The organism is Marinobacter sp. CH_CUG1437-1, assembly GCF_037029655.1.
In the GTDB taxonomy this organism is placed as follows: Bacteria; Pseudomonadota; Gammaproteobacteria; order Pseudomonadales; family Oleiphilaceae; genus Marinobacter; species Marinobacter salsuginis.
Map to the genome: position 1 here is coordinate 904,814 of NZ_JAYMEW010000001.1, position 26,599 is coordinate 931,412.

Here is a 26,599-nt window from a genome sequence, read left to right on the forward strand (position 1 = left end):
TAACTGGAGCTCAGCTCTTCAACGGTTCTGGCTTACCCCAGTAATATCCCTGGCCGTAAAGGCCGGGGAACTGCTGCAGCCAGGCGGCGATAGCTTCCTCCTCCACGCCTTCGATTACGACATCCAGCTCCAGGGCCTCACCCAGGTCCAGCGCCGCCCGGAATATTCGTTGTCGGGCCGGTTGGGTGAGTATGCCACTGAGAAAGCTACGATCGATTTTCAACTCGTCCAGCTCGAATGTGGCAAGGGTTCCCAGCGAAGAGTGTCCCGTCCCAAAATCATCGACGGCAATTCTGAACCCGCTGTGGCTGAGGGTCCGAATGACTTCCTGTGCCAGGACTGTGTCGGCCATCATCGCTGTTTCGGTAATCTCCAGAATCAGGTCGGAGGGCTGTGCTCCATGGCGCTGAACAATCCCCTTCACCTTTTCAAGAAAGTCTGGATAGGTGAGATCGTTTGCAGAAATATTGACCGCGACTGCAATGTGGTCTCCGTGTCGAGACTTCAGGGCGCTCATGTCTTCACAGACACGGTCGACCACCCAGAGCGTAACATGGTGAATCATCCCGACCTGTTCGGCTAACGGGATCCATCGATCCGGGGCAACCGTCCCGAAATCCGGATGTTGCCAGCGGATCAGGGCTTCCAATGACGCGATACTTGCGTCCTTTATGCGCACTGTCGGTTGGTATTCCAGCCATATGCAGCCGTTGCCCAGCGCCTCTTCGATATCCAGCATCAGCATTTGCTGCTGGTACTGCAAGTCTGCGATAGCCGGGTCGTAAACCGTCAGGGACTGATGCGTGTTCAGGGCAGCAAAGCCGGCAGATGACAGGATTGCTGACGCGTCGACTCCATGTTCCGGCGCATGAGCAATACCCACGGAAGGGCTCCAGGATAGCGAAAATCGGCCCTCGCGGAAGTTCTCTCCCAACCAGTTCACGATGGTTTTCAGTTTTTCCGTATCAGTGTCTGCAGTATCGCTCTGGTAAAAGGCGAAGGCATGGTTGCTGGTATCAATGCTGGCAAGCGCATAGCCGTCAACCATGATCAGCCGATCCCCCATGATCCGTTTGAGAAATCCGTCCAGCTCCCACAGATAGCTTCTGAGCAGATCCTCTGCCGTACGATAGCCAAGTGCCTGCTCAATTTCGTTAAAGCGGGTCAATTGAATCATGGCGACGGTGTAGGGCCGCTGTTGGCTATCAAGCTGGACCAATGACTCCTCCAGCATGGCCCGATTGGGTTTGCCGGTTACGCTATGGGTTTTGAGGAGTTTTTTATAATTCTGCTCAACGTGAGATCGCAGCTTTCGTTCCTGGCGGGCGCGAATATCGGAATTCAGCCTTTTTTTGCGCTCTTCCAGTATTTGACGGCCAATGCCACTGGTCAGAATGAGAGACGCGGCCGCCGCGCCGATAAAGAATGCAGAGTCGGTAAAACTGTTCACCGGGACCCAGCCGACAGTCCGGGCTGCCGATATCACTGTGCCCAGGAGAATACAGAGCAGTGATAGAGCAAAGTAGCGGGCATACACCTCGTGCCGGGCCTGTTTGAGAGCCAGGGCCAGAATCATTGAACCACCGGCCAGGGCCAGTATCAGGAAGGAGTCCTGCCCGAGCAACGATAGCTGCAATGGCATGGCCAGTAGGTGCAACAGGCCGAGCACACTCGTCGCATTCAGTAGCAGCCTCGGGAGTCTAGAGACCTGGATGAAGTTTGGCGTGATTTGGCAAAGTGAGATGAGGCAAAGACACAAGCTGATGTTCAGTAGTGCGTTTACTTCCGGTAAGTTTGGCCAGATTAACCAGAGTCCAAAGCCCTCCATGACCAGCTGCACGTGAATAACGGATAGCGTGAGAACGCCCAGCCAGGCCAGTCCCGGAAGCCTGAACTTCATCATGAAACTGAGGTTCAGCAACAATGCAAAGACGAGGAGGCCGGTAATGAATGCCTTCCAGGCCATGGTGCCTGCGATGCTGCTCACGACGTTGTTCGGTTCCATAATGGTAATGGGCAGCAACGTGGGGCCTGTATTCTGAACCTCGAACAGGAGTGTGGACGTGCCCGTTGGTAATGAAACTGGCCAGATCCATGGTGGTAGCGAGACCAGCCGGTTACCGAACGGGTAGATGTCTCCCATTTCGCGAAGCCTCTGGAAAACGCCGTTTTCATCGAGAATGGCGGGCCTGAGCCGGTCGATGTAAGGTGCGGATACCAGTGCCCACTGTTCGACGTCTTCGGTTCCGGGGTTTTCCACGGTCACCTTGAAGGTGACGGGGCCGTCGTAGTAGCCAATGCCGGAGTTCTCTGAAGGGGCTGCTTGCCAGTTTTGCCGGCGCCAGTTTTCGTTGTCTATTACTTGCTCCAGAGGTGCAACCAGATAGTCGATCTGCACAATGCGAGGGGACTGAGGTGCTGAGGCGGGAGCGTCAACATGCGGCAGCGGCGAAAGCGGGTTTGCAGGTTGATGGAGCAAGGCTGCCAGAAGGCCGTAGGCCATAGAAGCGAAAAGAAACAGAAAGGGCAGCCAGCGTCGGAATGGTGTCAGCCCTGATTGGGCTCGGAGTTCTGACAGCACGGCCTTTTCAGTCTGTTGTGTGCCGTCGTCCATATGAAGTGCAATTCCCGCTGAGTGGTGTTTTCTAACTCAATGAATCAGGCAGAATTTTAATGGATTCTAAACGCACGTGCATTCGCTGTGTGAAATTGGCGCAAGAAACTTTTCACCTGATCAAACAAGGTATTCGCTGTTATAGTTAGACCTGACCGCCATATCTGTAGAAGTCTGTTTCTGGACCGATAGTGTTACGCATGAATAAATCACAGGATCTGTACAAATGAGACTTGCCGGCTTTTCTCCTATCGTGATCTTGATGCTGCTCTGGCTGCCCGGGGTGCTTGTGGCACATCAAACGGGGGGCGAATCCCAGGAGCGGGAGGCGGAAACAGAAAATGGCCCCAGGCTCGCTTCGGTGAATGCGGCGGTCGCGGTGGCCGGCGATAACGAACTCATTTTCGGCAAGAATGCGGACCGATCCGTACCCATTGCCTCGGTCACCAAGGTCATGACCGCCCTGGTTGTCCTGGAATCCGGAGAGCCGCTGGATGAGTGGCTGGTTTTCCGGGAGCGGCACACGCCCGCCGCCGCGAATGCTTACAGTCGGATCCGTATCGACTCGGAGATGCGTCGTAAAGATGTATTGCGCATCGCACTGATGTCCTCTGAAAATTTTGCCGCCTACACCCTGGCCCGCAGCCACCCCGGTGGATTCGATGCCTTTATCGAGGCGATGAACGCCAAGGCCGTGGCCCTGGGCATGACCGGCACCCGGTTTGTCGATCCGACCGGACTGTCGTCCGAGAATCTTTCAACCGCTGCGGACCTTGTGAAGCTGGTAAACGCCGCGGCTGAATATCCGGAAATCCGTGAATACTCCACCACCGGTTACTTCCGTGGCCAGTTCCGCCAGCCCCGTTACAGCCTGTCGTTTGGTAACACCAACGCCCTGGTTCATCGCGACAGCTGGGGTGTGGGATTGAGCAAGACTGGCTACCTCTCCGAGGCCGGGCGTTGTCTGGTCATGATCTCGAAGATGAACGGGAAAGAGGTTGTGACCGTTTTGCTGGATTCGTTGGGTACGCGCTCGCCCATGGGCGATGCCGGGCGTATCAAGCGCTGGCTCGATACCGGAGCCCGGGGTTCGGTGGCTGCGGCGGCCAGACGCTATGAACAGGAAAAGAATGCGGCCTATGCGACCGCAGGTAACAGCACGGTCAGTGTGAACTGATCCTGAAAGGAACTCCGCCATGATCCAGATCTTTACGACCGGTGGCACCATCGACAAGGTGTACTTCGATGCCAACAGCGAGTTCGAGGTGGGGCACAGCATGCTGCCGGAGCTGTTGTCGGAATCCAACATCCACGAGGGCTATCGCCTGCGGGAACTGCTGCGCAAGGACAGCCTGGAAATGACCGATGAGGACCGCCAACTGGTGCTGGCGGCGGCGACGGAATGTGACTGTGACCGGATCGTGATCACCCACGGCACTGATACCATGGCCGATACGGCCGCAGTGTTGGCCCGCCTCAAGGACAAGACCATTGTATTGACCGGCGCCATGCAGCCGGCCCGCATGCGTCGAACCGATGCCGTATTCAATATCGGGTTTGCCTGGGCCGCAGTGCAGTTGTTGCCACCGGGAGTCTATATCGCGATGAATGGCGAGGTGTTCGAGGCCGGAGCCGTGCGCAAGAACCTGAAGGCGCAGCGTTTCGAGCGCACCTGAATGTCACGCCAGGCTGTCTTTTTCCTCTGGGGTCAGTTCCCGGTATTCACCCGGTCCTAACGCTGTATCCAGTTCAACCTTCCCGATCCTCAGTCGATGCAGCGCGTCGACGTGGTTGCCAACCGCTGCCAGCATACGCTTGACCTGATGGTAGCGCCCTTCCGAAATCGTGAGCTCGATGATTCGTTCTTCCAGAACCTTTACCCCGGCCGGTCGCGTTGGCTTCGGGTCGTTGTGCAACTCCACCCCACGCTCCAGTTGTTGTGCCGCTGCGTCGGTCAGCGGTTCGCTCAGCGTTACCCGGTAGGTTTTGGGGCAATCGGTTCGTGGTGAGGTGACCCGATGGGACCACTTGCCATCAGTGGTCAGCAGCAGCAAGCCGGTGGTGTCTGCGTCCAGGCGGCCGGCGATGTGCAGGTTCCGGGTGACATCTGAAGGCAACAGGTCGAGTGCCGTTGGGTGGTCACTGTCGGTTGTTGCGCTCACCACCCCTGCTGGCTTGTTCATCATCAGGTAGCGCTCTCCCGGCAGGTTCAGGAGTTTGCCGGACAATGCCACCCGTTCATGGCCCGCCAACCGGGTATTGGCGCCCTTACAGATCTGTTCATTGACCGTTACCTCACCTCGGCTAATAGCCCGTTTGGCGTCTTTTCGGGAGAGTTCGGTACTGGTGGCAATAAACTGGTCGAGTCGCATGCGATTCAACAGCGCTGTCCCGGTGCTGGCGAGCTCAGGCTGGCCAGGCAAAGCACCGGGGTTTCTCCCGTCATCCGGGACCAGAGCAGCCCCAGGGCTTCGGTGTTCACATCGGGTCGGGGAGTCCGGAAGCTTGCCGTCGGGTCGATACCGCTGCCATTCCGGGTTGCCAGAACAAAGGTAAAGGGGTGCGCGCCGGGAATTCCCAGCCGGATGTCGGTGGCCATGATGCGGTCACCAACCTGGTCGTAATCCAGGAAGCCACGGGTGAACCATTCCAGGCGCTGGGCCTCGGGCAGATCCGACACTGCCTCCTGCAGATCCGTGCGGCGCGGAAAATATTCAAGATTCAGAGGGGTATCGCCGTCCAGAAAGCCGGTAACAATCTCTACCCGCTGGTCACCCTGCAGAGCCGTGGCGCGCCACAACAGGGTGTTGAAAGGCATGGGTTGAACAAGCAGGTCGGGGTCGTCCAGCCCGGCTTCCGCGAGCGCGGGTTGCACCCTTTGGGTAATGACCTGTTGCGCAATCAGGCTCCAGCCAAGGTAGAGAGTGGAGACGGCCAGCCCCGCGATGACCGCCGATTTGGCAGGCGGCCGGGCCAGGAATAACAGACAGCCGGCCAGCAGGGGCAGGGTATAGAGCGGGTCGATGATGAAAATGCTGCTGATGGCCACCGGAGGGCCGATGGGCCAGAACAGCTGGGTGCCGTAGGTGGTAAAGGAGTCCAGCAGTGGGTGCGTGATCAGGATCAGGCCAGTCAGCGCTAGCCATCGCTGGAAACTTAGTTGCGGTTTCCAGTGCCAGAGCAGCCAGGCAAGCACCACCGCCAGAGGGGCGAGAATGAAGAGAGAGTGGCTGAACCCCCGATGCTGGGTGAAGTTAGCCACCGCTGTTCCGTAGTCGATGACCACATCCAGATCCGGCAGGGTGCCCAGCACGGCGCCCGTCAGCAAAACCGAGCGGCCAAGGGTCTTGCCGGCTACGGCGCCGGCCAGGGAGGCGCCCAGGGCAGCCTGCGTTATGGAGTCCATATCAGATCAGTCTCGCGTCAAGAAAGGTACCTGCAGTAGTAGGCCCAAGGCTCTCCCGTGGATCACTGGCCTGCCGGTATTCCCAGCTGCGCCAGAACCGCTTCTCCCGGATAGCCATCGGCCACCAGGTTGTTAGCGGCCTGAAACTGCCGGATCGCAGACCTGGTTGCCGGGCCCATGATCCCATCGGGCTTGCCGGGCTCATAGCCCTTTTGCTGAAGGGCTTTCTGCAGGCTGATGATGTTGTCGCGGGACAGCGCTGGAGCATCCACGGGCGGAGGGTTCTGCAACTTGCCGGCACCGGCAATCCGGTCCGCCAGATGACCAACGGCTATGGCGTAGAACTCGGAGCGGTTCCAGCCCATGATCACGCGGAAGTTGTCATAGGCAAGGAACGCCGGGCCGCGATGTCCTGCGGGTACCACCAGGGCGGCATCAATCGGTTCACGGGCCAGGGCATTGCCAAAGGCATCGGTGATCCCCATTTCTCGCCATTCTTTCAGTGGCAGGCGACGCCCATCTGCCAGGGAATAGTCGAAATTCGCTGGCAGCAACACCTCACGCCCCCAACGATAGTCGCCATTCCAGTTCATGGATTCCAGGAACCTGCCGGCCGACATCATGGCGTCCGGCAGGCTGTTCCAGAGATCCCTCCGGCCATCGCCGTCGGCATCCACCGCGTGTTTCAGGAATACGGTGGGCATGAACTGGACATGGCCCATGGCGCCGGCCCAGGAGCCTTCCATCTGGTCGGCCGGAATGGCGCCCTCGTCGATAATGCGCAGGGCGGCGATCAGCTGCTCGGTGAAGAAGGTGCTGCGGCGCGGATCGCAGGCCAGTGTTGTCAGGGAGCTGGGCACCGGCATCTTGCCGAAATAGCTGCCAAAATTGGTTTCCAGGCCCCAGAAGGCTACCAGATAGGGCGCAGGCACGCCGGTTTCCCGCGTGACTCTGGCCAGCAGCTCCTGGTGTTCCTTCAGAAGCTCACGGCCTTTGCTGACCCGGGCGTCGTTCACGCGCCGGTTCAGGTAATCGGCAAATGTGGTGGTGAACTCCGGTTGACGCCGATCCAGCTCGATCACCCGGGCCAGGTGCCTGACCTCGGACATCACCTCGCTGGCGGTCTTGCTGCTGACGCCGGCAGTAATGGCCTGCTCCTGAAGCCGTGCTTTGCATTCAGCAAAGCCTGCCGGCTCGGAATAAGCGCCGTCCTGGGCGAGAACAGGCAGTGACAGGAAAGAGAGAAAACCGGAAAACAACAAGCCGCTGGTCAGGCAGCCCTGGCGAAGAATCCTTGCAGGTCTGGTCAGCACACAAAACCTCTATCAGGCTGATGGTGGAATGATCCTGAGCCCATGTTAGCGCGTTTTCCAGCCGGAGAAACACTGTCCGGGGCCCGGTGGAGTGACAATTCTTTAACCTGCGGGTTCCCGGACTCTGTTGATTGTCGTCTTTTTGTTGCCGGCAGGTTTCTGGCGCGAGTCTTTGTTCTATAGTTGGACCATAGATTCGGGTTGTAGCTAGGGGAAGGTCTGAACCATGGCAATGCTGAAAGCGCTGGTCGTTGATGATGCCAGCTTTGTACGTGATCTGGTTAAACGAACCGTGCGCCAGCGTTTTCCGGTGATTGAGACAACCGATGCCCAGAATGGCCGTCGGGCCCAGTCGCTGATGTCGCGGACGGCGTTTGACCTGATCCTGTGCGATTGGGAGATGCCCGAAATGTCGGGACTGGAGTTGTTGCAGTGGATGCGCCAGCAGCCGCAATATGAAAACGTCCCGTTTATCATGATCACCAGTCGCGGCGACAAGGATCATGTAATTGAAGCGGTCAAGGGGGGCGTTTCCGAATACCTGGGCAAGCCGTTCAGTCCCGAGGGCTTGAGCAAAAAGATCATCAAGGTGATGGGCCGCAAACTGAAAGACGCCATGGATCGCAGTGGCAAGTCCATGGCCAGCCCGGCCGATGCGTTCAAGGAGTCGGCCAATCTGCTCACCCGCAAGCCGGACACCGTGGCGGATAGCCCTCCTGCTTCAACCCCTTCGTCACCTGCGCAGGCAGCCCCTGCCGCAACGCCCAAACAGACCCCGTCCCGCGGTTCCATGAGCATGGCTTCGGTACGCTTTGCGGAAAGCACCCTGAAATCGGTGGTCAAGGATATCAACCTGACCGAGGTGCGGGTGATTGCCAAGCGGGATCAGGTGTTTCCGGGCATTCTCGATCAGGCGGTGGTCGATATCGAGACCGGCGAAGGCCAGATGGCCCGCCTCAATGGTTACGTGCACCAGTTGCAGGCGGTGGATAAACGCCAGGACACGGATTTTGTCAGCGTCACCATCCGTTTTGTCGATGAAGACCCGAAAAAGCTTGAGGACTTATCGAGGTTTGTCGCCCGTTTCCGTGCGGGTATGCGCTAGCCTTCCGCACTCTCCGGGATGCGTTCGACCAGTCGTTCCCGGGGGAAATGGCAGATAAATTCACTGCCCTCGCCAATCCGGCTGCGAATTTCCAGGTTGCCATCGTGGTTGAGCAATACGTGTTTGACGATTGCCAGGCCAAGGCCAGTGCCGCCGGTATCCTTATGGCGACTGGGATCGGCCCGGTAGAAGCGTTCCGTCAGGCGAGGTATGTGAACCGGATCAATGCCGATGCCGGTGTCCTTCACGGACAGGTGAGCGCCTTCCCGGTTTGTCGACCAGGATACGCTGATCTGGCCGTTTGCAGGCGTGTACTTCACGGCATTGAAAATCAGATTCGAAAACGCACTGCGTAGCTGGCTTTCATCGCCTTTGAGCAACCGGTGGTCGCCGATATGCACGGAAATCTCGTGCTGTTTTTCGCCACTGAGTGCCCGGGCGTCATGGCAGATCTGAGTCAGCAGTTGGTCCACGTCCGTGAGCGTGTCGTTCACCGTCTGTTCCCCGGTTTCGATCCGCGATAGCAGGATCAGGTCGGTTATCAGGGCTTCCATCCGGGATGACTGGGCGGCCATGGTGTTGATGGCGCGGCGCCACTTCGGGGGCAGGTCTTCAGCGTTGTCCACCAGGGTTTCCAGGTAACCGCTGATGACGGTCAGAGGCGTGCGCATCTCGTGGGAAACGTTACCGACGAAGTCCCGGCGCATCTGTTCGAGCTGGTACAGGCGGGTTACATCCTTGGCGACGATCAGGCGATCGTCATCACCGAACAGGCTGATCTGAATCTGCAGGTGGATGTGAGGCTTGGCCGGCGAATGTATTTCCAGGGGGTCCCGGTAATCCCGCGAATCGAAGTAGGTCTTGAACGCTGGCGTGCGGATCAGATTATGGATGTACTGCCCCTGGTCGGTATTTCGCCTAAAGCCCAGCAGGTATTCCGCGGAACCGTTCCACCATTCCATGGCTCCCCGGGAGTCAGTCATGATCACACCATCGCGCATGGCGTTGGTGGACTCCTGCACCCGGTTAATCTGGGCTCTTAACCGGTCCTGGGTTCTCAGGTGGGTCTGATGCAGTTTGTGGAGATTGTCGAAGATGTCGCCCCAGAGCCCGATACTCTGGGGTGCTTCGTCGGTGGCGCTGGGGTTGGTCAGCCACTGGTAAAGGCGCCGGGCCTGAAGCAGCGTCCACCACAGGTAGACAATCAGACCAAAGGTCAGGCCGTAGACAGGCTCTCCGAAGTAAAGGCCAACCAGGGTAGAGCCAATCAGGCCACCGATAATGTAGCGCAGGTATCGCGACCAGTTGTGCTGCATCAAAAACTGCCTTGTGTCCGTTCCGGGGCCGATGCTCAGCTGGCCGGAGTTACTTACGCGGCTCTGGTCGAGAAACGATAGCCGGTTCCCCGTACCGTCTGGATCAGGTGGTCGTACTTGTCGCCGAGCGCCTTGCGGAGCCGGCGGATGTGTACATCGACTGTCCGTTCCTCAACGTAGACGTTGCCACCCCAGACCTGGTCCAGAAGCTGGGAGCGAGTATATACCCGTTCCTGGTGGGTCATGAAGAACTGTAGCAGTCTGTATTCGGTGGGGCCCATGGTAAGGGCACCCTCCTGGGTGGTGACGCGATGACCGACCGGGTCCAGGGTCAGGCCTTCCACTTCAATCGGACTGTCTACGCCCGGTGGCGTTGCACGACGCAGGACCGCTTTCAAACGGGCAACTAACTCCCGTGGGCTGAAGGGTTTGGTGATGTAGTCGTCGGCACCCACTTCCAGGCCCTGGATCTTGTTGTCTTCCTCAACCTTGGCGGTGAGCATGATAATGGGAATGTCGGCCGTCGCTTCCTCTTTCTTCAGGCGACGTGCCAGTTCCACACCACTGGTGCCGGGTAGCATCCAGTCGAGGAGCACGAGATCCGGTTGTTTGTCGACAATCAGGGCATGGGCTTCCCGGGCATCCTCTGCCTCCAGATAGTCATAATCTGCCATTTCGAGGGCCACGGCGATCATCTCGCGAATCGGTGCCTCGTCATCGACGATCAGGACAGTTTTTCCATTCATGGGCGTTAACCTGTGTCAGACCTTGATTTGTTGCTGCCTCATTACAACGCTCAAGTGTTACAAGTATATGACAGGTTCAGTTGACCATGAGATCAATCACCAGGCCCACAAAAACCGCAAAGCCGGCCCAGTTATTATTGAGAAACGCCTTGAAGCAACCCTCACGTTCCCGTTCCCGCGCCAGGTACTGGTGGTACACGAACAGGCAGGCCATGGCCACAACACCCAGGTAATAGAAAGTGCCCAGTTCAGCGCGGTGGCCTACCATGATCAGTATCAGCACCACCATGCCCTGCAGCATGGCAATGATCGCTTTATCGGCATCGCCAAACAGGATGGCCGTGGATTTGATGCCCACTTTCAGGTCGTCGTCACGGTCCACCATGGCATAGAGCGTGTCGTAGGCCACGGTCCAGAGCACGTTCGCGGTGAAGAGCAGCCACGTGAGCTGGCTCAGCTCCCCCGCTTCCGCCGCCCATGCCATGGGAATGGCCCAGGAAAAAGCTGCGCCGAGGAATAGCTGGGGTAAATGGGTGTAGCGCTTCATGAACGGGTAGATAAACGCCAGCAGCGCACCGCCGAAGGAGAGATACAGAGTCAGCGGGTTGGTGAACAGAACCACCATCAGGAAGGAAACCAGGCACAAGCCGGCGAACAGCGCCACCGCTTCCCAGGGTTTGACCCGGCCGGCGGTCAGGGGGCGATCCTTGGTGCGTTTGACGTGCTTGTCCCAGTCCCGGTCGGCGAAATCGTTGATGGCGCAGCCGGCCGCACGCATGAAGAAGACGCCCAGGGTGAACACAATAACGTTGCCAAGCCCGGGGCTACCATCACCGGCCAGCCAGAGCGCCCAGTAGGTTGGCCACAGCAGGAGCAGGGTGCCGATCGGGCGGTCGATTCTCAGCAGGCTGGCATAATCGGCCAACCGGCGCTGGATAGGTTCTGGCACAACATCAGGCAGCATGGCGGGCGTCCGTCTGGTGTTCTGGGAATTGAATGAGAACAGCGATTATAGCCAGTCGCAGGAGGCCGGTTAAAGCGTGCTTCGCTGAAACAGGGTTGGCAGCAGGTATTCACCAACCAACAGGGAGCTGTTGTGGCCGCTGAACAGGGAGCGACGGGCCAGTTCCGGCTGGCCGGGCAGTGCCGGGTTGCAGAGCCCGGTTTCCAGTGGTCCCCGTTGCCAATGGGGGCTTGTGAACAGGTAGGCGCCCAACGGCCGGTTTCCCAGGTGCAGCAGTCGTCGGCCCTCACCTTCCAGGCAGTTCAGGGGAATGACCGTTCTGGCCAAAACCCAGGGCTGGTTATCACCACACAGGCTGACTTCCCGTATCCACGCGAACTGCCGGTGTGGAATGCCAAGATGTCGGGCCTCTTCCTGTGTGGGCGTTGCAAAACCCTCGCGGCGGACCTCAACGTGAAAGGAGCAGCTGCATTGTTTCTGCAGGGCCCGGGTAAATGAGCCCTCCACCTGCAGCCAGTACCGGGCGGGCCCATGCACTTTCGGATTTCGGAGGCCGGCAGCCGTCAGCGATTGGTACCAGTCCGTCGGAGGTATGGTCAGGCGGCTGTCGATGTCAGAGTCCCTTGACAGCATAGATGCCGGGCGCGTTACGCCAGTAGCCCTTGTAGTCCATGCCGTAGCCGAACAGGAATCGGTCTTCCACTTCCAGACCGGTGAAATCGGCTTTCAGATCCGGGCGGGCTTTGCGGTCGTGTTGCTTGTCGACAAGAACCGCCGTCAGCACTTCACGGGCGCCGTGGGCGCGGCAGTAGTCGGCGATGGCGCACAGGGTGGTGCCCTCATCAAGAATGTCATCGACAATCAGGATGGTACGGCCGTTCATGTCGGCCTCGGGCTGTAACTTCCACTCAAGGATGCCGCCTGTGGTTTCCTGACGATAACGGGTGGCGTGCAGGTATTCGGCCTGGACCGGAAACCGGAGTCTGGGAAGCAGTTGTCCGGTAAGGATAAGTCCGCCATTCATCACACAGAATAGCAGGGGGTTGCTGTCTTTCAGGCGGGCAGTAATATCGTCGGCCAGGTTGCCGATTGCAGTCTGTACCTGCTGTTCATCGACCAGGCAGTCGGCCTCGGCCATTACCCGGTTCATTTCGGCGACGGTATCGGTCATATCGGTCGGTCCTGTCGTAAAACCGGCGATTATACCGGAGAGGGGCGGCAGAAGGGAGGGGCGGCTTCTGTTGTCAGATCTGTAATTGTGGCTATTGGCAGAAAACCCCCGGCGGGGCCGTCGGTATTGGCATTGGTCAATTCCGGAGCGATGGGTATGATGGCCTGATTCGACAGTTGTTCGTATCTGTTATGCGAACTAAACACTTGCGTGCATGATTGTCCGACAATTATTATTGCGCCCGACTGATTTTTTGGAGAAAACCTATGAAGAAGTGGCAGTGCGTGGTTTGTGGCCTGATTTACGATGAGGCCGAGGGCTGGCCCGAGGACGGCATTGAGCCTGGTACCAAGTGGGAAGATGTACCGGAAGACTGGGTCTGTCCCGATTGCGGTGTCGGTAAGGAAGACTTCGAGATGATCGAGATCGGCTGATCTTGACCGGCGCGCGGCAGGTGAAATCTGCCAGGGTTCGTTAAATACAGGAATGCGGTTATGACTGAACAGGCCCCCATCATCATCGTTGGTACCGGGTTGTCCGGCTATTCGCTGGCACGGGAAATCCGCAAGCAGGACAAGGAGTCACCGGTTCTGATGGTGACCGCCGACGATGGTGTGAGTTATTCAAAGCCCATGTTGTCCACCGGCTTTACCAAGGGGAAGGATGCTGACGGGCTGGCCCAGGGCGCGACCGCCGCCATGGCAGAGCAGTTGAACGTCCGGATCCGCACCTTTGCCACGGTTACCGGCATTGATACCGACGCCCACGAACTGATTCTCGGTGATGAACGCCTTGCCTACAGCAAGCTGGTCCTCGCCTGGGGTGCCGATGTAATCCGGCTCAGCCTCGACGGGGATGCTCAGGAGCATGTGTTCTCGATCAATGACCTGATGGATTATCGCGCCTTCCGGGAAGCCCTGGGCGAGGGTAAGCGGGTGGCGATCATGGGGGCCGGTCTGATCGGTTGTGAGTTTGCCAACGACCTTCGCAACGGCGGTTATGACGTTGAGGTAATTGCACCCTCCGAGGAGGTGATGCCCGGATTGCTACCGGAGGCTGCGGCCAGCGCTGTCCAGCAGGAGCTGGAGAATCTGGGGGTTGGCTTTCACCTGGGTACCGTGGTTGAACGGGTGGACCGCCAGGGTAATGGTGTCAGTCTTACCCTGGCCAATGGCGAAGTTCTCGAGGCAGATCTGGTACTGTCCGCTGTCGGCCTGCGTCCCAGGACCGATCTGGCCCGGGCTGCCGGGCTCGAGACGTCCCGTGGCATCGTCGTCAATCGCGCTCTGGAGACCTCGGCACCGGATGTCTACGCACTCGGCGACTGCGCCGAAGTGGACGGACACGTCCTGCTGTATGTGTTGCCGCTGATGGCCTGTTCCCGGGCGCTTGCCAAAACGCTGCTGGGTGAGCGCACTGAAGTGAGCTACGGCACCATGCCGGTGATGATCAAAACCCCCTGTTGTCCCACGGCGGTTTGCCCGCCACCCTCGGAGGCCGAGGGCAGCTGGGAGGTGGAGCAGGATGGCACCAGCGTCAAGGCACTGTTCAAGAGCCCCGGTGGCGATGTCCTTGGATTTGCGGTGACCGGCAGCTTTGCCATGGAAAAGCAGGCCCTCTCGAAGGAAGTGCCACCGATACACGGCTGACTCTCCCGTTCCATGCGACAGCCCCGTTCCCACGGGGCTGTTTTATAATGACCGATCACGGCTTTCCGTTGCGAAATTTCGCCGCTTGCGGTAGAAAACTCCTTCGTGTGCTAACGAAATCACAGGAGCAGGCATGCTTGAGGTAACCAAGAGACTGGTGGAGTTGCTGGATCTCTCGCCCATCGGTGACGATCATTTCCAGGGTGACAGTGAGGATCTGGGCTTTCCCAACGTGTTTGGCGGCCAGGTGCTCGGCCAGGCGTTGATGGCGGCCAGTCGGACGGTCGAAGGTCGCCTGTGCCACTCCCTCCATGCCTATTTTCTGCGCCCTGGTAACCAGAGCATGCCCATCGACTACGAGGTCCAGCGCGTCCGCGATGGTGGCAGTTTCTCGGTACGTCGGGTGATTGCCCGTCAGGATGGCAAGGAAATCCTGACCGGGTCGATGTCCTTTCAGGTGGCCGAGGAGGGTTTCGAGCATCAGCTGACCATGCCGGATGCGCCGGACCCGGAAACACTGCGCTCGGAACAGGAGTGGGGCGAACTGCTGGCCCCCCAGGTGCCGGAAAAAATGCGGCCGATCCTGACCCGCGACCGCCCAATCGAGATTCGGCCGGTGAACCCGGTCAACCCCCTGAAGCCGGAGAAGCGCCCGCCCCATAAACAGAGCTGGTTCCGCGCACAGGGGCATCTTCCCGACGATCCCGTGCTGCACCGCTGCCTGCTGACCTATGCATCGGATTTCCAGTTTCTCGGCACTTCACTGAACCCACACGGCCTGACCTTCATGAGTAAGGGGCTGCAGGTGGCCAGCCTGGATCACGCGATCTGGTTCCACCGGGATTTCCGCATGGACGAATGGCTGCTGTACGACAAGGACAGCCCCAGCGCGTCGGCCGGGCGGGGTTTCAATCGCGGTAATTTCTTCAATCAGGAGGGGGTGCTGGTGGCATCCACCACCCAGGAAGCGCTGATCCGGCAGAGGTCCTAGCCAGTCACCCCAGCTTGCGCCGCTCGGGCTGTTGTTGACTGCGCTCCAGCCACTCCAACAGTTCATCAAACGGCAGCGGCGGCGTCAGCAGGTAGCCCTGGATCATGTCGCAGCCCATGTCCCGGAGCAGATTGGCTGTGACGTCATCCTCCACGCCTTCTGCCACCACCTGGTAGCCCAGGCTGTGGCACATTTCAATGGTGGTCTGGACAATCACACGGTCTTCCGCCTCGGTGGTGAGCTCGGTAACCAGTGAACGATCGATCTTGATCTCGCTTGCGGGCAACTGCTTGATATAGGACAGGGAGGAATACCCGGAGCCGAAGTCATCGATTGATACCGGGATACCCGTGGCGCTCAGAGAGTTGAGGGCTTTCAGAGAGTTGCCCGGGTCCTGCATCATGGAGGTTTCGGTTACTTCGAAAATAATGGCGCCCTGATGGCTGTGATAGCTGTTCATCAAACGTTGAACGAAAATGGGAAAGTCCGGTTCCCGCAGGTTGTTGGGCGAGATGTTGATGGATATGTTCATAGGCCAGCCACGATCCAGCAACCGTGAACGCAGCTCCAGTGATTGCTCGAGTACCCACCGGGTCAGCGGTTTGATCAGGCCCGTCTGTTCCGCAAGGGTAATTATCTCATCGGCGCGGATCGGTTTCGCCCGGCCAGGCCAGCGAATCAGAACCTCAACTCCGACAATCCGACCTGTCTTCAGGCTCTGCTTGGGCTGCATGAACAGGACAAGCTCGTTGGTGTTCAGGGCGTGTCGCAGCTCCGACACCATGGTCAGCCGGTCGGCACTGTAAGAGTCTTTTTTGGACTTGTAATAGGCAATACCCCGCTCTAACGCGGAATCCGAGCCTTCGGCGATGACGGCACGGCGTATCAGGGTGTTTGCATCCGTGCCGTGTTCAGGAAAGATGGCCACCCCAAGTCTTGGGTCCAGGGGAATCTGCATGCCCAGATAGTCTATCGGGTAGCGTATGCCTTCCAGAGCCTTAAGAATGGCCCTCGGCACGGCGCCTGTGGCATCGGCGTCGACAATGAACGCAAAGGTCTGAGGATCCAGTGATGCCAGGTAAAAATTGCGCTGGTCACTCTGTTCCACCGGTAGGGTGCCCGGAAGCTCCCGCGCCACGGCATTGTAATGCTTGGATGCCAGTTCCAGAATCCGGTCACTGTTGCGATGCCCCAGGGTTTTGGTGACCGACTGCAGGTTGTTCAGGTGGATGACCGCAATGCCATAGCGTCGCTCCGGGCTGCGAATCATCAGATCATTCAGCATCATCTCCAGACTGCCCCGGTTGGGAAGGCCGGTGAGGGGGTTGTGCAAAGCATGATCCATCAGCTTCAGCTCTGCTGACCGCCGTGCCGCCAGAGCCTTCAGTTCCGCTTCCCGCGCCTCGACCTTGTCCTGCCGTTCCTGATAAAGCCGTGCCGCCAGAGCCAGGGTTAGCAGAATGGCTTCCAGTGCCGATCCGATCTGCATACCGTAAGTGGTCACAAAATTGTTGGGCAGCAAACCGTATTTGTTAGCCGCCGTAATCGCGCTGCCCAGAGTCAATGCGGCCCAGGCCACGGTGTAATAGCCGGCCTGCGGGTTTCCCTTCCACCATTGCACCGGCCCCAGCACAGTGAGCAGCAGACAACTGGGTATTGCCAGGGCTACGGTCAGGCGACTGCCGGTGCTGTAGTCCAGGAAGAATGTCATAAGTCCAACTACTGCATTCACGGAAACCATGAACACTACGAGCCGGTTCAGAACGGGGCCGGTGGCTTCAAGCTTCAGGAACGAACGGGAAAAAATGAGCGTGAACAGCAGAGAGAAGGGCACCGCCAGCAACATGATCTGATTCTGTAGGGCGGGGCTGTGGGGCCAGAGAAACTGAAAGGTAGTCCCGTTCAGGCTGCCAATCAGCAGGAGGTAGCCCAGTGTTGAAAGAACGTAGAGAAGGTATACCGGCTCTCGTAGAGCGGCAAAAATAAACAGATTGAAGAAAATGACGGTGATCAGGATGCCGTAATAGACCGCATGCATCTGGTCTTCCGTGGATGAGTGCTCGAAAAACGCCTGGGCGTTCCAGAGTCGCACCGGAATCTGCATGGCACCGTCTGTGCGCACCTCAAGCAATATCTCATACTCGCTGGCAATGCTCTGTTCAAAAGGGAACAGGAAATGACGGTGCAGTATCGGGCGCTGGTCAAAGGGAACGTGATCGCCGGTTTCCACGCGCTGTGCGATCCGATCGTTCTCAAGCAGGAAAAAGGTCAGCTCGTCCAGTTGTGAGTAACGAACTTCCAGCAGATTGATCGTCGCAGGGTGGCCCACCGGAAACCGGAGCCAGACGATGTCCTGGATATAGCCAAAATTCGGGCTTTCTTCCTCGAGCGTTTGCCAGTCGTCGGAAGCCAGGGCTTCACTGGCTGTGAGCTTGTTATCGGTGGCGGTGCGCAGATACTCGATCTGCGGAACATAGGAAACCTCAGCCCCGAGGGATGGGGCGGCCAGACCCGATAACAGCAGAAGCGTTATCAGTAAACGAAGCCAGTAAATGGATGCCACGTCGTACCGTTTAATTGTCGTTGTCCAGACGAGTATGGCGTGTCGCCTTTGGCGGCTCAAGTCACCGGCGGGTCCTGTTTGGCAAATTTTTGTAGCTGTGGCTCATACCTGCTCCAGCCACGACCGGACCCAGGGCAGTGCTTCGGTTTCCGGTTCCATGGTTTCGAGTGCATCAATCCGAAGCGTGTCTCCAACCTTGCGGGCGGCAGTCTCGTACAGAGCTTCCTCAATCAGGTCGCCGGCGCCACAGAAGGTATCACCGTAAGAGCTGTCGCCCAGCACGATAATGCCAAACGGCCGGCCTGGCTGCTGGGGCAGTTGATCCCGAAGGTCCAGGTAGAAGGGCAACAGGTTCGCCGGCAGTTCGCCCTGCCCGGTTGTGGAGGTGCACACCAGAAGTGGATCATCGTTCGAGGTGATGTCATCCAGCGCCGGATTTTCCAGCACGGTCACGTGGTGCCCCTCTTTTTCCAGCTCCTTTTTGATGGTTCTGGCCGTCAGGAGTGCGCCACCGTAGACGCTGCCCACCAGGATTCTGAGTGATGTCATAGGTTACCTGTTCGCTGCCATGGAAATGACGTTACGGTTGTTCGGTGGCGCACGATCATAGCGGTAGTAATTTGCTGCCTCAAGGCGAGAGACTGGCGGAGGTCCCGCTTTCCTGGCTTCGAACCCGCGGTGCTATCTGGTTGCGCCCGGCTTCCTTGGCGTTATAGAGGTTCAGGTCGGCCTGCTTGAGCAGATCGTCGAGGGAGCGGGCCTTGGCAATGGAGCAGACACCGGCACTGATGGTCACCGGCAAGGCCTGATCACTGAACCGGAACGGATGGCGGGCAACCTGGGACCGTAATCGCTCAGCCAGCGTGAGGGCCTGGAGCAGGGAAGTGTCCGGCAACAAGACCAGAAACTCTTCACCTCCCCATCGGGCCGCGACATCCGCCTGGCGAATCACGGTTCGCATCAATGCGGCGAACTCCCGCAGGACATGGTCGCCAGCGTCGTGTCCGAACCGGTCGTTGATCTGTTTGAAAAGGTCCAGATCGATCAGGGCAATGGAAAAATGGTGGCCGGAACGCTGGTAACGGGAAAACTCCATGTTGAGGCGGTTCTGCATTTCACGGCGATTGGCCAGCCCGGTGAGCTCATCGGTGCGGGCGGCGTGCTCGTGGGTTTCGGCAAGGATCAGAAGTTCGTTGCGTGCTTTCAGTCGGCTGGCCTCAAGGACGAAACAGAAAATCGATTCAAAGGTCAGGGCCGCAAAAAAACGGATCTTGAAATCCATGCTGTATTCCGCGGAGACCAGGGGCAACTCCGGAAACTGGAATACCACGACGGCAATCAGGTAACAGAACAGCAGAACGGCCGTGCCGGTTTTGAGATCGGTCAGATAAAACAGCAGAGGAGGGAAGACATAAAACCAGAGTGGCCCGGTGTTGCTCTCGCCGCCGGAGGCGATCAGGTAGGTGAACAGCAGCCCCACAATCACGATCATCCCGGCTTTCTGGCGCGCACGGTTTCCGGTGCTGGCGAAGTACAGCATATTCAGCGCGATCAGGCCGATGAATGACCAGAGCACCCAGGCATGGGTCAAGTGCCCGGCAAACCAGGCCTTGGTTCCGATGCCAATAAGAAAAACGATAGCGGTTGCCGAGAGCCAGGTAAGCAGTCGCGAAACCTGGCCGTCTTCCCGCTCGCCGGCAGCCAGCTGTCCGGAGGAGGGTGAATGGGGCATGAGGACCTTATTTTGCTGTTTTTGTAATTTTGACGCTAATTTTGGAATTATGAGTCAATTTAATGGGTTTTTGCACTCCAGTCTGTGATGTGTTTAGTCTGTGCGAATTGTGACCGTTTTATTTCATTTTCATGTCAAAAATTTTATAGTTGCCGCGCGACTGAGGTCGCCCCCAATCCTCACAGACTAAACGAGACCTGATCTGTTATGGCCCGTTCGAGCGGATACCTGGATACCCTTCTTACCAGCCCTACCACGGAACGATACAGGGTCGGCATCAGCCTGCTTTTTTTACTTGGCGTATGGTTGACTGTCGGATCATTCAGTCAGGGAATGCCCAACAGTATGCTGTTGATGGCCGCTGCGGTCATTGGCGGATACATGGCGATCAATATCGGCGCCAATGACGTTGCCAATAACGTGGGCCCTGCCGTGGGCTCCGGGGCCTTGTCCCTGGGGGCGGCTGTCGTTATCGCTGCAATTTTTGAAGCCGGTGGTGCGATTATCGCCGGCGGTGACGTGGTGTCCACCATCAAGGGCGGCATCATCGATCCCTCCAATCTGGAAGACAGTCGGGCTTTTGTCTGGCTGATGACAGCTGCCCTGCTGGCGGGCGCCCTCTGGCTGAACCTGGCCACCTGGATGGGTGCACCGGTGTCCACCACCCACTCCATCGTTGGCGGCGTTCTGGGCGCCGGTATTGCCGCCGGTGGCTGGGGGATCGCTGACTGGGCGGTGATGGGCAAGATTGCCGCCAGCTGGGTGATTTCCCCGGTTCTTGGTGGTGCGCTGGCGGCCCTCTTCCTGTTCGCGATCAAGAAGACCGTGCTTTATCGCAAGGAAGTCATTCCGGCCGCCCGCACGTTCGTGCCCTGGCTGGTCGCGATTATGGCGTGGGCTTTTGGCACCTATCTGATGATCAAGGGCGTCAAGAAGATCGTGAAAGTCGATTTTCTTGAGGCTACGCTCGTCGGCCTTGCCGCGGCTGCCGTGGTCTTTTTCATCATGCGTACCCTGGTGGGGCGCATGGCATCGACCATGGAGAACAGTTCAGCAGGCGTGAATACCCTCTTCACCTGGCCTTTGATTTTTGCTGCGGCACTGCTGAGTTTTGCCCATGGCGCCAACGACGTTGCCAATGCCATTGGTCCGCTGGCGGCGATCAACGATGCCCTGTCCGCGAATTCTGTGGTGACTTCCGCCAGTATCCCGATGTGGGTGATGATGGTGGGCGCGCTGGGCCTGGCTGTTGGCCTGATGCTGTTTGGGCCGAGACTGATCAAGACCGTTGGCAGTGAGATCACCGAACTGGATAAGACACGGGCCTTCTGTATTGCCCTGTCAGCGGCACTGACGGTCATTCTTGCGTCCCAGTTGGGTCTGCCGGTCAGCTCCACCCATATCGCAATCGGTGGCGTGTTCGGCGTTGGCTTCCTTCGCGAGTACCTGAAGTCCAACTATGCAACCCAGTTGCACAAGATCATGGAACACCATGATCCGGCAGAGCAGGAGCGTCTAAAGCCTTTCCTGGATGATTTCCGCAATGCCTCGGTTGAGGAGATGGAGAATCTGCTGAAACAGGCGAAGAAGAAAAAGCAGGTACCCCTGTCCAAGTCGGAGCGCAAGCGCCTGAAGAAGATCTATCGGGAAGAAATGGTGAAGCGTTCGCATCTGGTGCGCATTGCCGCAGCCTGGATCATCACCGTACCGGCATCTGCCATCATGGCGGCGATTCTGTTCTTCACCCTGCGGGGCTTGTTGATCTGACCGGGCTGGTTGTATAAACCGAGTTTGGTCATACTATCTTTCAAAAGGGGTGTTTCACCCCTCAAGCCTATTTGTCCATGGAGTGAAGTATGAGTTCATCCGTTGAGAGCCGTCAGGCGAAGATGATTGATGAGCTGAGGACCTTTATCAAGAAGGTTCTGAGCGATCCGACTATTGCCGTGAAATCCATGGAGATCGCTCGCAAGCATCGCGGTCAGCCGAATGCCGAGGAGCTGATTGCACAGGAGATCAGCGCCAGCACCAACATCCGGATTCCGGAGAACTGGAGTGAGGCGGACAAGATGTTCCTGGATATCATCCACGATGTGCTGGATGATGAAGAGGCGCTTTACTGATCTAATCCAGGCTCTTGGCCTGAAAGCTCGGGGAGGAGTCGGCTGGCGGGACGTTTCAAAAACACGCTGTGAATACGTCCCTGTACGCTTGGCTCCGCCATCCCTGGCTCCGCACAGTTTTTGAAACGTCCCCCCAGCCGACTCTTCAGGCTCCAGTGTTTCCCGCCGTACTCAAGCCTGTTTGGCGTTTGGCGTTGCCTGCTTCAATACCGCATCCGCCATCTGATGCAGGATGCTGATCTCATCCTCGATACCCTCATCCCGTGACAACTCTCTCTGCTCCGAGAGGATGTCCGCCAGGATTTCTTTGGTGGTCAGCGGGTTGGCCAGTACCACCCGGAACACGATGCACGGGAAGTTGAAGTAACGGGCCGGTTCCAGGCGCGTCCGTGACACGAATGCCTTGCCCCGTTCCCGCTGGGTTTTCTGAATAAACTTGGTGATCCGGTTCAGGCAGGTGTTGAGCTTTTCCGCCTGTAGGGGGTCGGCAATGGCCAGGGCTTCCTGGACGTTTTCCGGGCAGTAGCGGTAGGTCAGGATGTTCAGTTCGGGCCTGGTGACCAGTTCGAAATCCGATTCGGCTTCGATCATGTCCGCGAAGGTCTTGGCTTTGTCGATGCCCTGGTCGATCAGGATCTCGTAGCCTTCCCGGGCCAGGATTTTCAGGCCGGAGTGGATCAGCATGGACATGCCCGGCCGCGAGCCCTCAAGGGTGGTGCTGCCGAGATCCCGGGAGCCTTTCCGGATGATGTACTGGGCGTGGTGTTCAACGGCACTGGCGAGGCTCGGGTCGCGGAATACCACCAAGCCAACGCCCATGGGGACGTAGAGCTGTTTGTGGGCGTCGAAAGTGACGGAGTCTGCCTTCTCGATACCGCGCAGCAGGTGTTTGTAGGTGCGGGAGAACAGGGTCGGCCCGCCCCAGGCGGCGTCCACGTGGAAGTGGGCGCCGAATTCCCGGGCGATGTCGGCCATGGCGTCCAGAGGGTCGACGTTGCCGGTTTCGGTGGTGCCGGCCACGCCGCAGATGGCCATGACTTTGATCTTCTGACGCTGCAGTTCCAGGCATTTGTCCCGCAGGGCATCGGTATTGATGCGGTTTTCGTCGTCGGTATCCACCGGTATCAGGGACTCGCGGCCCAGGCCGAGTACGTCGGCGGCTTTGCGCAGGGAATAATGGCCGCGGCGCGAGACAACGATGGCGGCGCCTTCGTAGCCGTAGTATTTCAGCGCGCGGAACAGGCCTTCCTGGTGCAGACCCCGGAAGCTGCCTTCCGCGGGGAACGCCCGGTTGCGGGCAACCCACAGGGCGGTGAGGTTTGCGACCGTGCCGCCGGAGCACATGGCCCCCAGGGCGTAACGGGGGTCGTGCATCCACTTGCGGTAGAAGGCGCCGTCTTCCTGGTATACCAGGCGGTGGATCATGCCCAGTACCTGGCGTTCCATGGGCGTGAAGGCCTTGGAGGTTTCGGTTTTGACCAGGTTCTGGTTCAGGGCAATCATGATCTTTGACAGCGGCAGCATGAAGTACGGCAGCGCTGAGGTCATGTGCCCGATAAAGGCCGGCGACGCAGTGTGAACGGAGTTGGCCACCAGTTTGTCGAGCAGGAACTGGGCCTGTTCAGACACGAAGACAGGCTTCTCGGGGATGCTGTAATCGGAGAAGTCTTTCTCCACATCCGAGAGATCCCGCTCAACCGCTACGATGTGCTCCTGCAGAAAGCCTGCAAGATTGCTGGAGATGTTCTGGTCAATCCGGCTCAGCGTCGATTCCGGCGCCTCAGGCACCGTGAATACGCGATACATGGCCTCTACCGAAGCCTGGGCGGATTTTTTCTTTCCGGTCATAGGTGCCACTCACACTCAGTGGTCATCCGAAGGGCCGGTTCCGGATGCCCTGCGGATAAGGCCGGCATTCATGTCCGGCATTGGTTTCTGGTCGCCCGCCGCTGGCAGGCGCACTGGCATCCCTGAGGGGGCGTAGTATACGGCCTGACAACGGGTTACGCCACACGGCTGCTGCCCGGGATTTTCCGGTCAGAGTATCTCCCGGTGTATATCCAGTATGGCAGCATCCACGCGTTCTTCGATGGCTTTTTCGATCTGGTCGAGGCGTTGGGTGATCTGCTGGGATGAGGTGCCAAGGGCCGCAATGGTCCAGGTGGCGCAGTCGAGGGCCTCCTGGTCGGCGGTTTCGGCGACGGCCAGGTCGGGTTCTTTGCCCCAGACGGCCTTCAGGGCGGTGAAGACTTTGCGCTTGGCTTTGAGGTCGTCGCAGCCGTAAAGCTGGAAGTGCAGGGTCAGCACGCCCACGTGGGGGGTGATGACTGGCTGCTGGGGAGCGTGGCCTTCCCGCAGGAGTTTTCTGAGTGCTTCAGACATAGACTTGGGTGCAGGAACCGGCGGGGAACTCCTTTCCAAAACACGCTGTGAATACGTCCTTGTACGCTCTGCTCCGCCATCCATGGCTCCGCAAGGTTTTGGAAAGGAGTTCCCCGCCGGTTCTCGATCTCTCAGTTGGATTCTGTTGTGTCTAGCCTACTACAGGCGTCGCCCGTTTGATAATGGCTGCCGGATCGGTGCCCGAGGGCAGGTTGCCGTAGTTCATCCCGCCATTGGACTGCAGGCGAGAGGCGCAGAAGGCGTCGGCGACGGCGGCATCCGAGTGTCGCAGCAGCAGGGAGCCCTGCAGGGCCAGGGCCATGCGGTCGACGAGGTTTCGGGCCCGGTACTGGAAATCGCTGATGTCGGCGAAGTCGTGTTGTAGCTGGGCCAGGAACTGGTCGAAGCGGCGGTCGGCGCCTTTGGCTTCGGCGGCTTCCTTGAAGAAGGCGTCGAGGGTGTCGGGCTCTTTTTGCAGGGCGCGCAGGGTATCCAGGCACTGGACATTGCCGCTGCCTTCCCAGATGGCGTTGACCGGCGATTCCCGGAACAGCCGGGGCATGATGCAGTCTTCCATCACGCCGCTGCCGCCGATGCATTCCATGGCCTCGTAGGCATGGTTCGGTGTGCGCTTGCAGATCCAGTATTTGCCGACGGGGGTGGCCAGGCGTGCCAGCAGGCGCTCGTGTTCCTTGTCCTGGTTGTCCAGGGCGCGGGCGATGCGCATGGTGTAGGCCAGCGCCGCTTCGCTTTCCAGGGCCAGGTCGGCCAGGACGTTCTGCATCAGGGGCTGGTCGACCAGGCGGGCGCCAAAGGCGCTGCGGTGTCGGCAGTGGTGGCTGGCCTGGGCGATGGCCTGGCGCATGCCGGCGGAGCTGCCGATCATGCAGTCGAAGCGGGTCATGGCAACCATTTCAATGATGGTGGGGACACCACGGCCTTCCTCGCCAACCATCCAGGCCAGTGCGCCCCGCAGTTCGGCTTCGCTGGAGGCGTTGGCGACGTTGCCCATCTTGTTCTTCAGACGCTGGACCTGCCAGGGATTCTTGGTGCCGTCCGGGCGCCAGCGGGGCATCAGGAAGCAGGACAGGCCTCCCTGTGTCTGGGCCAGCACCAGAAAGGCGTCGCACATCGGGGCAGAAACGAACCATTTGTGGCCCACCAGCTCATAGGCCTGGCCGGGGCCGCCAGTGCCGATCGGGTAGGCTCTGGTGCTGTTGGCACGAACGTCGCTGCCACCCTGTTTCTCGGTCATGGCCATGCCGATGGTAACCGAGGTTTTCTGGCTGTCCGGCCGGTTGCGGGGATCGTAGCTGTCGGCCAGTATCCGAGCTTCCCAGTCCGCCGCCAGCTCCGGTTGTTTCCGGATCGACGGAATGGCGGCAAAGGTCATGGTCACGGGGCAGCAGTGGGCGGCCTCTACCTGGGAGTGCATGTAGTACTTGGCAGCGCGGGCAACATGTGCACCCTGTCCTGGATGGCTCCAGGGGCTGCTGTGCAGGCCGTTGTCGAAGGCGATGCGCATCAGCTCGTGGTAGGCCGGATGGAAGTCCACTTCATCAATGCGGTGGCCGTAGCGGTCGTGGGTATTGAACACCGGTTTGTTGGCGTTGGCGCGAAACCCCAGGTCGATGGTTTCCGCTGCTCCGGCCAGAGCCCCGAATGCCTTGAGATCCTCGGCTGCCTTGCCGGCCCCTTCACGGAGGGCTGCTTCCTGCAGGGCGATATCCTGCTCGAACAGGTTGTAGTTCTCCAGAGCCGGAGGCTGGTTGAAGACCTCGTGGGTGCTGGCCAGATAGCGATCTTCCTGGTCTTTTAATGGCATCTCTGGCTGGGGCTGCCGCGCGTTCATAGCTACCTCCTGGTGCCGGTCAACCCCTGCATACAAAAGCGAATGATGGAATTGACCAGCGGGTCATTGTTGTCTTCTTTTGCGCTGTTCGCCTGGCTGGTCTGTGTGGGTGACAGTGGGCCAACCAGGCTTTCCGCGATGGCGCCGACCAGGCATGTACTGCTCTGGAGAGCGTCCTGATCCGGGATGCATCCTTCTTCAATGCCTTCGCGGATCGCTTTCTCAAACAGGTTGGCGTAGGCCTTGCGATACGCCAGCCTTTCTTCCTCGACTTTCGGGTCCACCGGCTCGGCAATCAGCGACCAGGCCATTTGCGGGCCTTTCAGTGCCCGCTCGGCGAATTGTCTGAGTGCCCGTTCCAGTCGTTCAGCTGCGTTCCCGGGGGAGCCAAGGGCCTCGGCAACCTTGTCGACTTCACGCTGGGTTGCCAACCGGAAAATTTCCGCGAACAGGTCCTCTCTGGACTCGAAATGCCGGTAAATAGTTCCTGTGGCAACGCCGGCCAAACCGGCTATCCGGGTAATGCGGGCGCTTCTGAAGCCGCCCTCGGCCACGCACTGATAAGTGCACTCCACGATTCGTTTTCGCGCCTCGGCTTTACGCTGGCGCATTTTCTCTGTTTCTCGATAGGCCATTCCGGCTCCCTACAAATAGTGAATCATTATTCATTCT

At 58.8% G+C, this 26,599-nt stretch carries 24 protein-coding genes; 8 read left to right on the forward strand and 16 right to left on the reverse strand.

What is annotated here, in order from left to right:
• Positions 1 to 10: 10 nt before the first annotated feature.
• Positions 11 to 2,614: an EAL domain-containing protein gene (locus WA411_RS04075; protein ID WP_291904496.1), complete on the reverse strand. Its 2,604-nt coding sequence runs from the start codon at positions 2,612 to 2,614 to the stop codon at positions 11 to 13.
• Between the two features lie 226 nt (positions 2,615 to 2,840).
• On the opposite strand from WA411_RS04075, the gene pbpG reads away from it, so the two are divergent.
• Positions 2,841 to 3,791, forward strand: coding sequence for a D-alanyl-D-alanine endopeptidase (gene pbpG, locus WA411_RS04080; RefSeq protein WP_291904495.1), 951 nt, complete (start codon positions 2,841 to 2,843; stop codon positions 3,789 to 3,791).
• Positions 3,792 to 3,810: 19 nt separating this feature from the next.
• Positions 3,811 to 4,290 (forward strand): asparaginase domain-containing protein, encoded by a 480-nt coding sequence (locus WA411_RS04085; RefSeq protein ID WP_136629875.1) that lies wholly within the window; start codon positions 3,811 to 3,813, stop codon positions 4,288 to 4,290.
• Positions 4,291 to 4,293: 3 nt separating this feature from the next.
• Here WA411_RS04085 and rsuA read toward each other — a convergent pair whose 3' ends face one another.
• From rsuA to WA411_RS04100, 3 genes are all read right to left on the reverse strand, one after another.
• Positions 4,294 to 4,986, reverse strand: coding sequence for a 16S rRNA pseudouridine(516) synthase RsuA (gene rsuA, locus WA411_RS04090; RefSeq protein ID WP_291905794.1), 693 nt, complete (start codon positions 4,984 to 4,986; stop codon positions 4,294 to 4,296).
• Positions 4,987 to 4,991: 5 nt separating this feature from the next.
• A complete protein-coding gene (locus WA411_RS04095) occupies positions 4,992 to 6,020 on the reverse strand; it encodes a metal-dependent hydrolase (RefSeq protein ID WP_291904494.1) in 1,029 nt (342 codons plus the stop codon).
• Positions 6,021 to 6,082: 62 nt separating this feature from the next.
• On the reverse strand, positions 6,083 to 7,333 hold the full coding sequence (locus WA411_RS04100; protein ID WP_291904493.1) for a lytic murein transglycosylase: 1,251 nt from the start codon (positions 7,331 to 7,333) through the stop codon (positions 6,083 to 6,085).
• 226 nt (positions 7,334 to 7,559) lie between these two features.
• Between WA411_RS04100 and WA411_RS04105 the strand changes: the two genes are divergently transcribed.
• Positions 7,560 to 8,438: a response regulator gene (locus tag WA411_RS04105; protein ID WP_291904492.1), complete on the forward strand. Its 879-nt coding sequence runs from the start codon at positions 7,560 to 7,562 to the stop codon at positions 8,436 to 8,438.
• Here WA411_RS04105 and phoR read toward each other — a convergent pair.
• From phoR to WA411_RS04130, 5 genes are all read right to left on the reverse strand, one after another.
• Positions 8,435 to 9,754 carry a phosphate regulon sensor histidine kinase PhoR gene (gene phoR, locus WA411_RS04110; protein WP_069182154.1) on the reverse strand — a complete coding sequence of 440 codons (1,320 nt, stop codon included), beginning with the start codon at positions 9,752 to 9,754 and terminating at the stop codon, positions 8,435 to 8,437. The genes WA411_RS04105 and phoR overlap by 4 nt on opposite strands.
• Positions 9,755 to 9,807: 53 nt before the next feature.
• Positions 9,808 to 10,500 (reverse strand): phosphate regulon transcriptional regulator PhoB, encoded by a 693-nt coding sequence (gene phoB / locus WA411_RS04115; protein WP_069182153.1) that lies wholly within the window; start codon positions 10,498 to 10,500, stop codon positions 9,808 to 9,810.
• A 76-nt stretch (positions 10,501 to 10,576) separates the two neighbouring features.
• Positions 10,577 to 11,464, reverse strand: coding sequence for a 4-hydroxybenzoate octaprenyltransferase (ubiA, locus tag WA411_RS04120; protein WP_136629879.1), 888 nt, complete (start codon positions 11,462 to 11,464; stop codon positions 10,577 to 10,579).
• 69 nt (positions 11,465 to 11,533) lie between these two features.
• Positions 11,534 to 12,097, reverse strand: coding sequence for a chorismate--pyruvate lyase family protein (locus WA411_RS04125; RefSeq protein ID WP_291904491.1), 564 nt, complete (start codon positions 12,095 to 12,097; stop codon positions 11,534 to 11,536).
• Positions 12,078 to 12,635: a hypoxanthine-guanine phosphoribosyltransferase gene (locus WA411_RS04130; RefSeq protein WP_291904490.1), complete on the reverse strand. Its 558-nt coding sequence runs from the start codon at positions 12,633 to 12,635 to the stop codon at positions 12,078 to 12,080. The genes WA411_RS04125 and WA411_RS04130 overlap by 20 nt, the downstream gene beginning before the upstream one ends.
• A gap of 266 nt (positions 12,636 to 12,901) precedes the next feature.
• On the opposite strand from WA411_RS04130, the gene WA411_RS04135 reads away from it, so the two are divergent.
• From WA411_RS04135 to WA411_RS04145, 3 genes are all read left to right on the forward strand, one after another.
• Entirely contained in the window at positions 12,902 to 13,069 is a 168-nt protein-coding gene (locus tag WA411_RS04135) for a rubredoxin (protein ID WP_008173532.1), read from the forward strand.
• 60 nt (positions 13,070 to 13,129) lie between these two features.
• On the forward strand, positions 13,130 to 14,284 hold the full coding sequence (locus WA411_RS04140) for an NAD(P)/FAD-dependent oxidoreductase (protein WP_291904489.1): 1,155 nt from the start codon (positions 13,130 to 13,132) through the stop codon (positions 14,282 to 14,284).
• Between the two features lie 133 nt (positions 14,285 to 14,417).
• A complete protein-coding gene (locus WA411_RS04145) occupies positions 14,418 to 15,275 on the forward strand; it encodes an acyl-CoA thioesterase (RefSeq protein WP_069182148.1) in 858 nt (285 codons plus the stop codon).
• Between the two features lie 4 nt (positions 15,276 to 15,279).
• Here WA411_RS04145 and WA411_RS04150 read toward each other — a convergent pair whose 3' ends face one another.
• From WA411_RS04150 to WA411_RS04160, 3 genes are all read right to left on the reverse strand, one after another.
• Entirely contained in the window at positions 15,280 to 17,838 is a 2,559-nt protein-coding gene (locus tag WA411_RS04150; RefSeq protein ID WP_222465526.1) for an EAL domain-containing protein, read from the reverse strand.
• A 102-nt stretch (positions 17,839 to 17,940) separates the two neighbouring features.
• The gene (locus tag WA411_RS04155) at positions 17,941 to 18,387 is read right to left on the reverse strand and encodes a flavodoxin (RefSeq protein WP_069182146.1); all 447 of its coding nucleotides are present in this window, start codon (positions 18,385 to 18,387) and stop codon (positions 17,941 to 17,943) included.
• Positions 18,388 to 18,466: 79 nt separating this feature from the next.
• A complete protein-coding gene (locus WA411_RS04160) occupies positions 18,467 to 19,570 on the reverse strand; it encodes a GGDEF domain-containing protein (protein WP_291904488.1) in 1,104 nt (367 codons plus the stop codon).
• A gap of 207 nt (positions 19,571 to 19,777) precedes the next feature.
• Between WA411_RS04160 and WA411_RS04165 the strand changes: the two genes are divergently transcribed.
• Together WA411_RS04165 and WA411_RS04170 are read left to right on the forward strand one after the other, a co-directional pair.
• Positions 19,778 to 21,337, forward strand: a complete 1,560-nt coding sequence (locus WA411_RS04165; protein ID WP_291904487.1) for an inorganic phosphate transporter — start codon at positions 19,778 to 19,780, stop codon at positions 21,335 to 21,337.
• A gap of 89 nt (positions 21,338 to 21,426) precedes the next feature.
• The gene (locus WA411_RS04170; protein ID WP_069182143.1) at positions 21,427 to 21,693 is read left to right on the forward strand and encodes a hypothetical protein; all 267 of its coding nucleotides are present in this window, start codon (positions 21,427 to 21,429) and stop codon (positions 21,691 to 21,693) included.
• A 171-nt stretch (positions 21,694 to 21,864) separates the two neighbouring features.
• On the opposite strand, the gene panP is transcribed toward WA411_RS04170, so the two are convergent.
• From panP to WA411_RS04190, 4 genes are all read right to left on the reverse strand, one after another.
• Complete coding sequence (panP, locus tag WA411_RS04175) at positions 21,865 to 23,541, reverse strand: pyridoxal-dependent aspartate 1-decarboxylase PanP (protein WP_069182142.1); 1,677 nt, start codon at positions 23,539 to 23,541, stop codon at positions 21,865 to 21,867.
• A 189-nt stretch (positions 23,542 to 23,730) separates the two neighbouring features.
• Positions 23,731 to 24,075, reverse strand: a complete 345-nt coding sequence (locus tag WA411_RS04180) for a DUF503 domain-containing protein (protein WP_014578525.1) — start codon at positions 24,073 to 24,075, stop codon at positions 23,731 to 23,733.
• Positions 24,076 to 24,226: 151 nt separating this feature from the next.
• Positions 24,227 to 25,927, reverse strand: a complete 1,701-nt coding sequence (locus tag WA411_RS04185) for an isovaleryl-CoA dehydrogenase (RefSeq protein WP_222465522.1) — start codon at positions 25,925 to 25,927, stop codon at positions 24,227 to 24,229.
• Between the two features lie 2 nt (positions 25,928 to 25,929).
• Positions 25,930 to 26,562 (reverse strand): TetR/AcrR family transcriptional regulator, encoded by a 633-nt coding sequence (locus tag WA411_RS04190; protein ID WP_136629886.1) that lies wholly within the window; start codon positions 26,560 to 26,562, stop codon positions 25,930 to 25,932.
• Positions 26,563 to 26,599 lie beyond the last annotated feature (37 nt).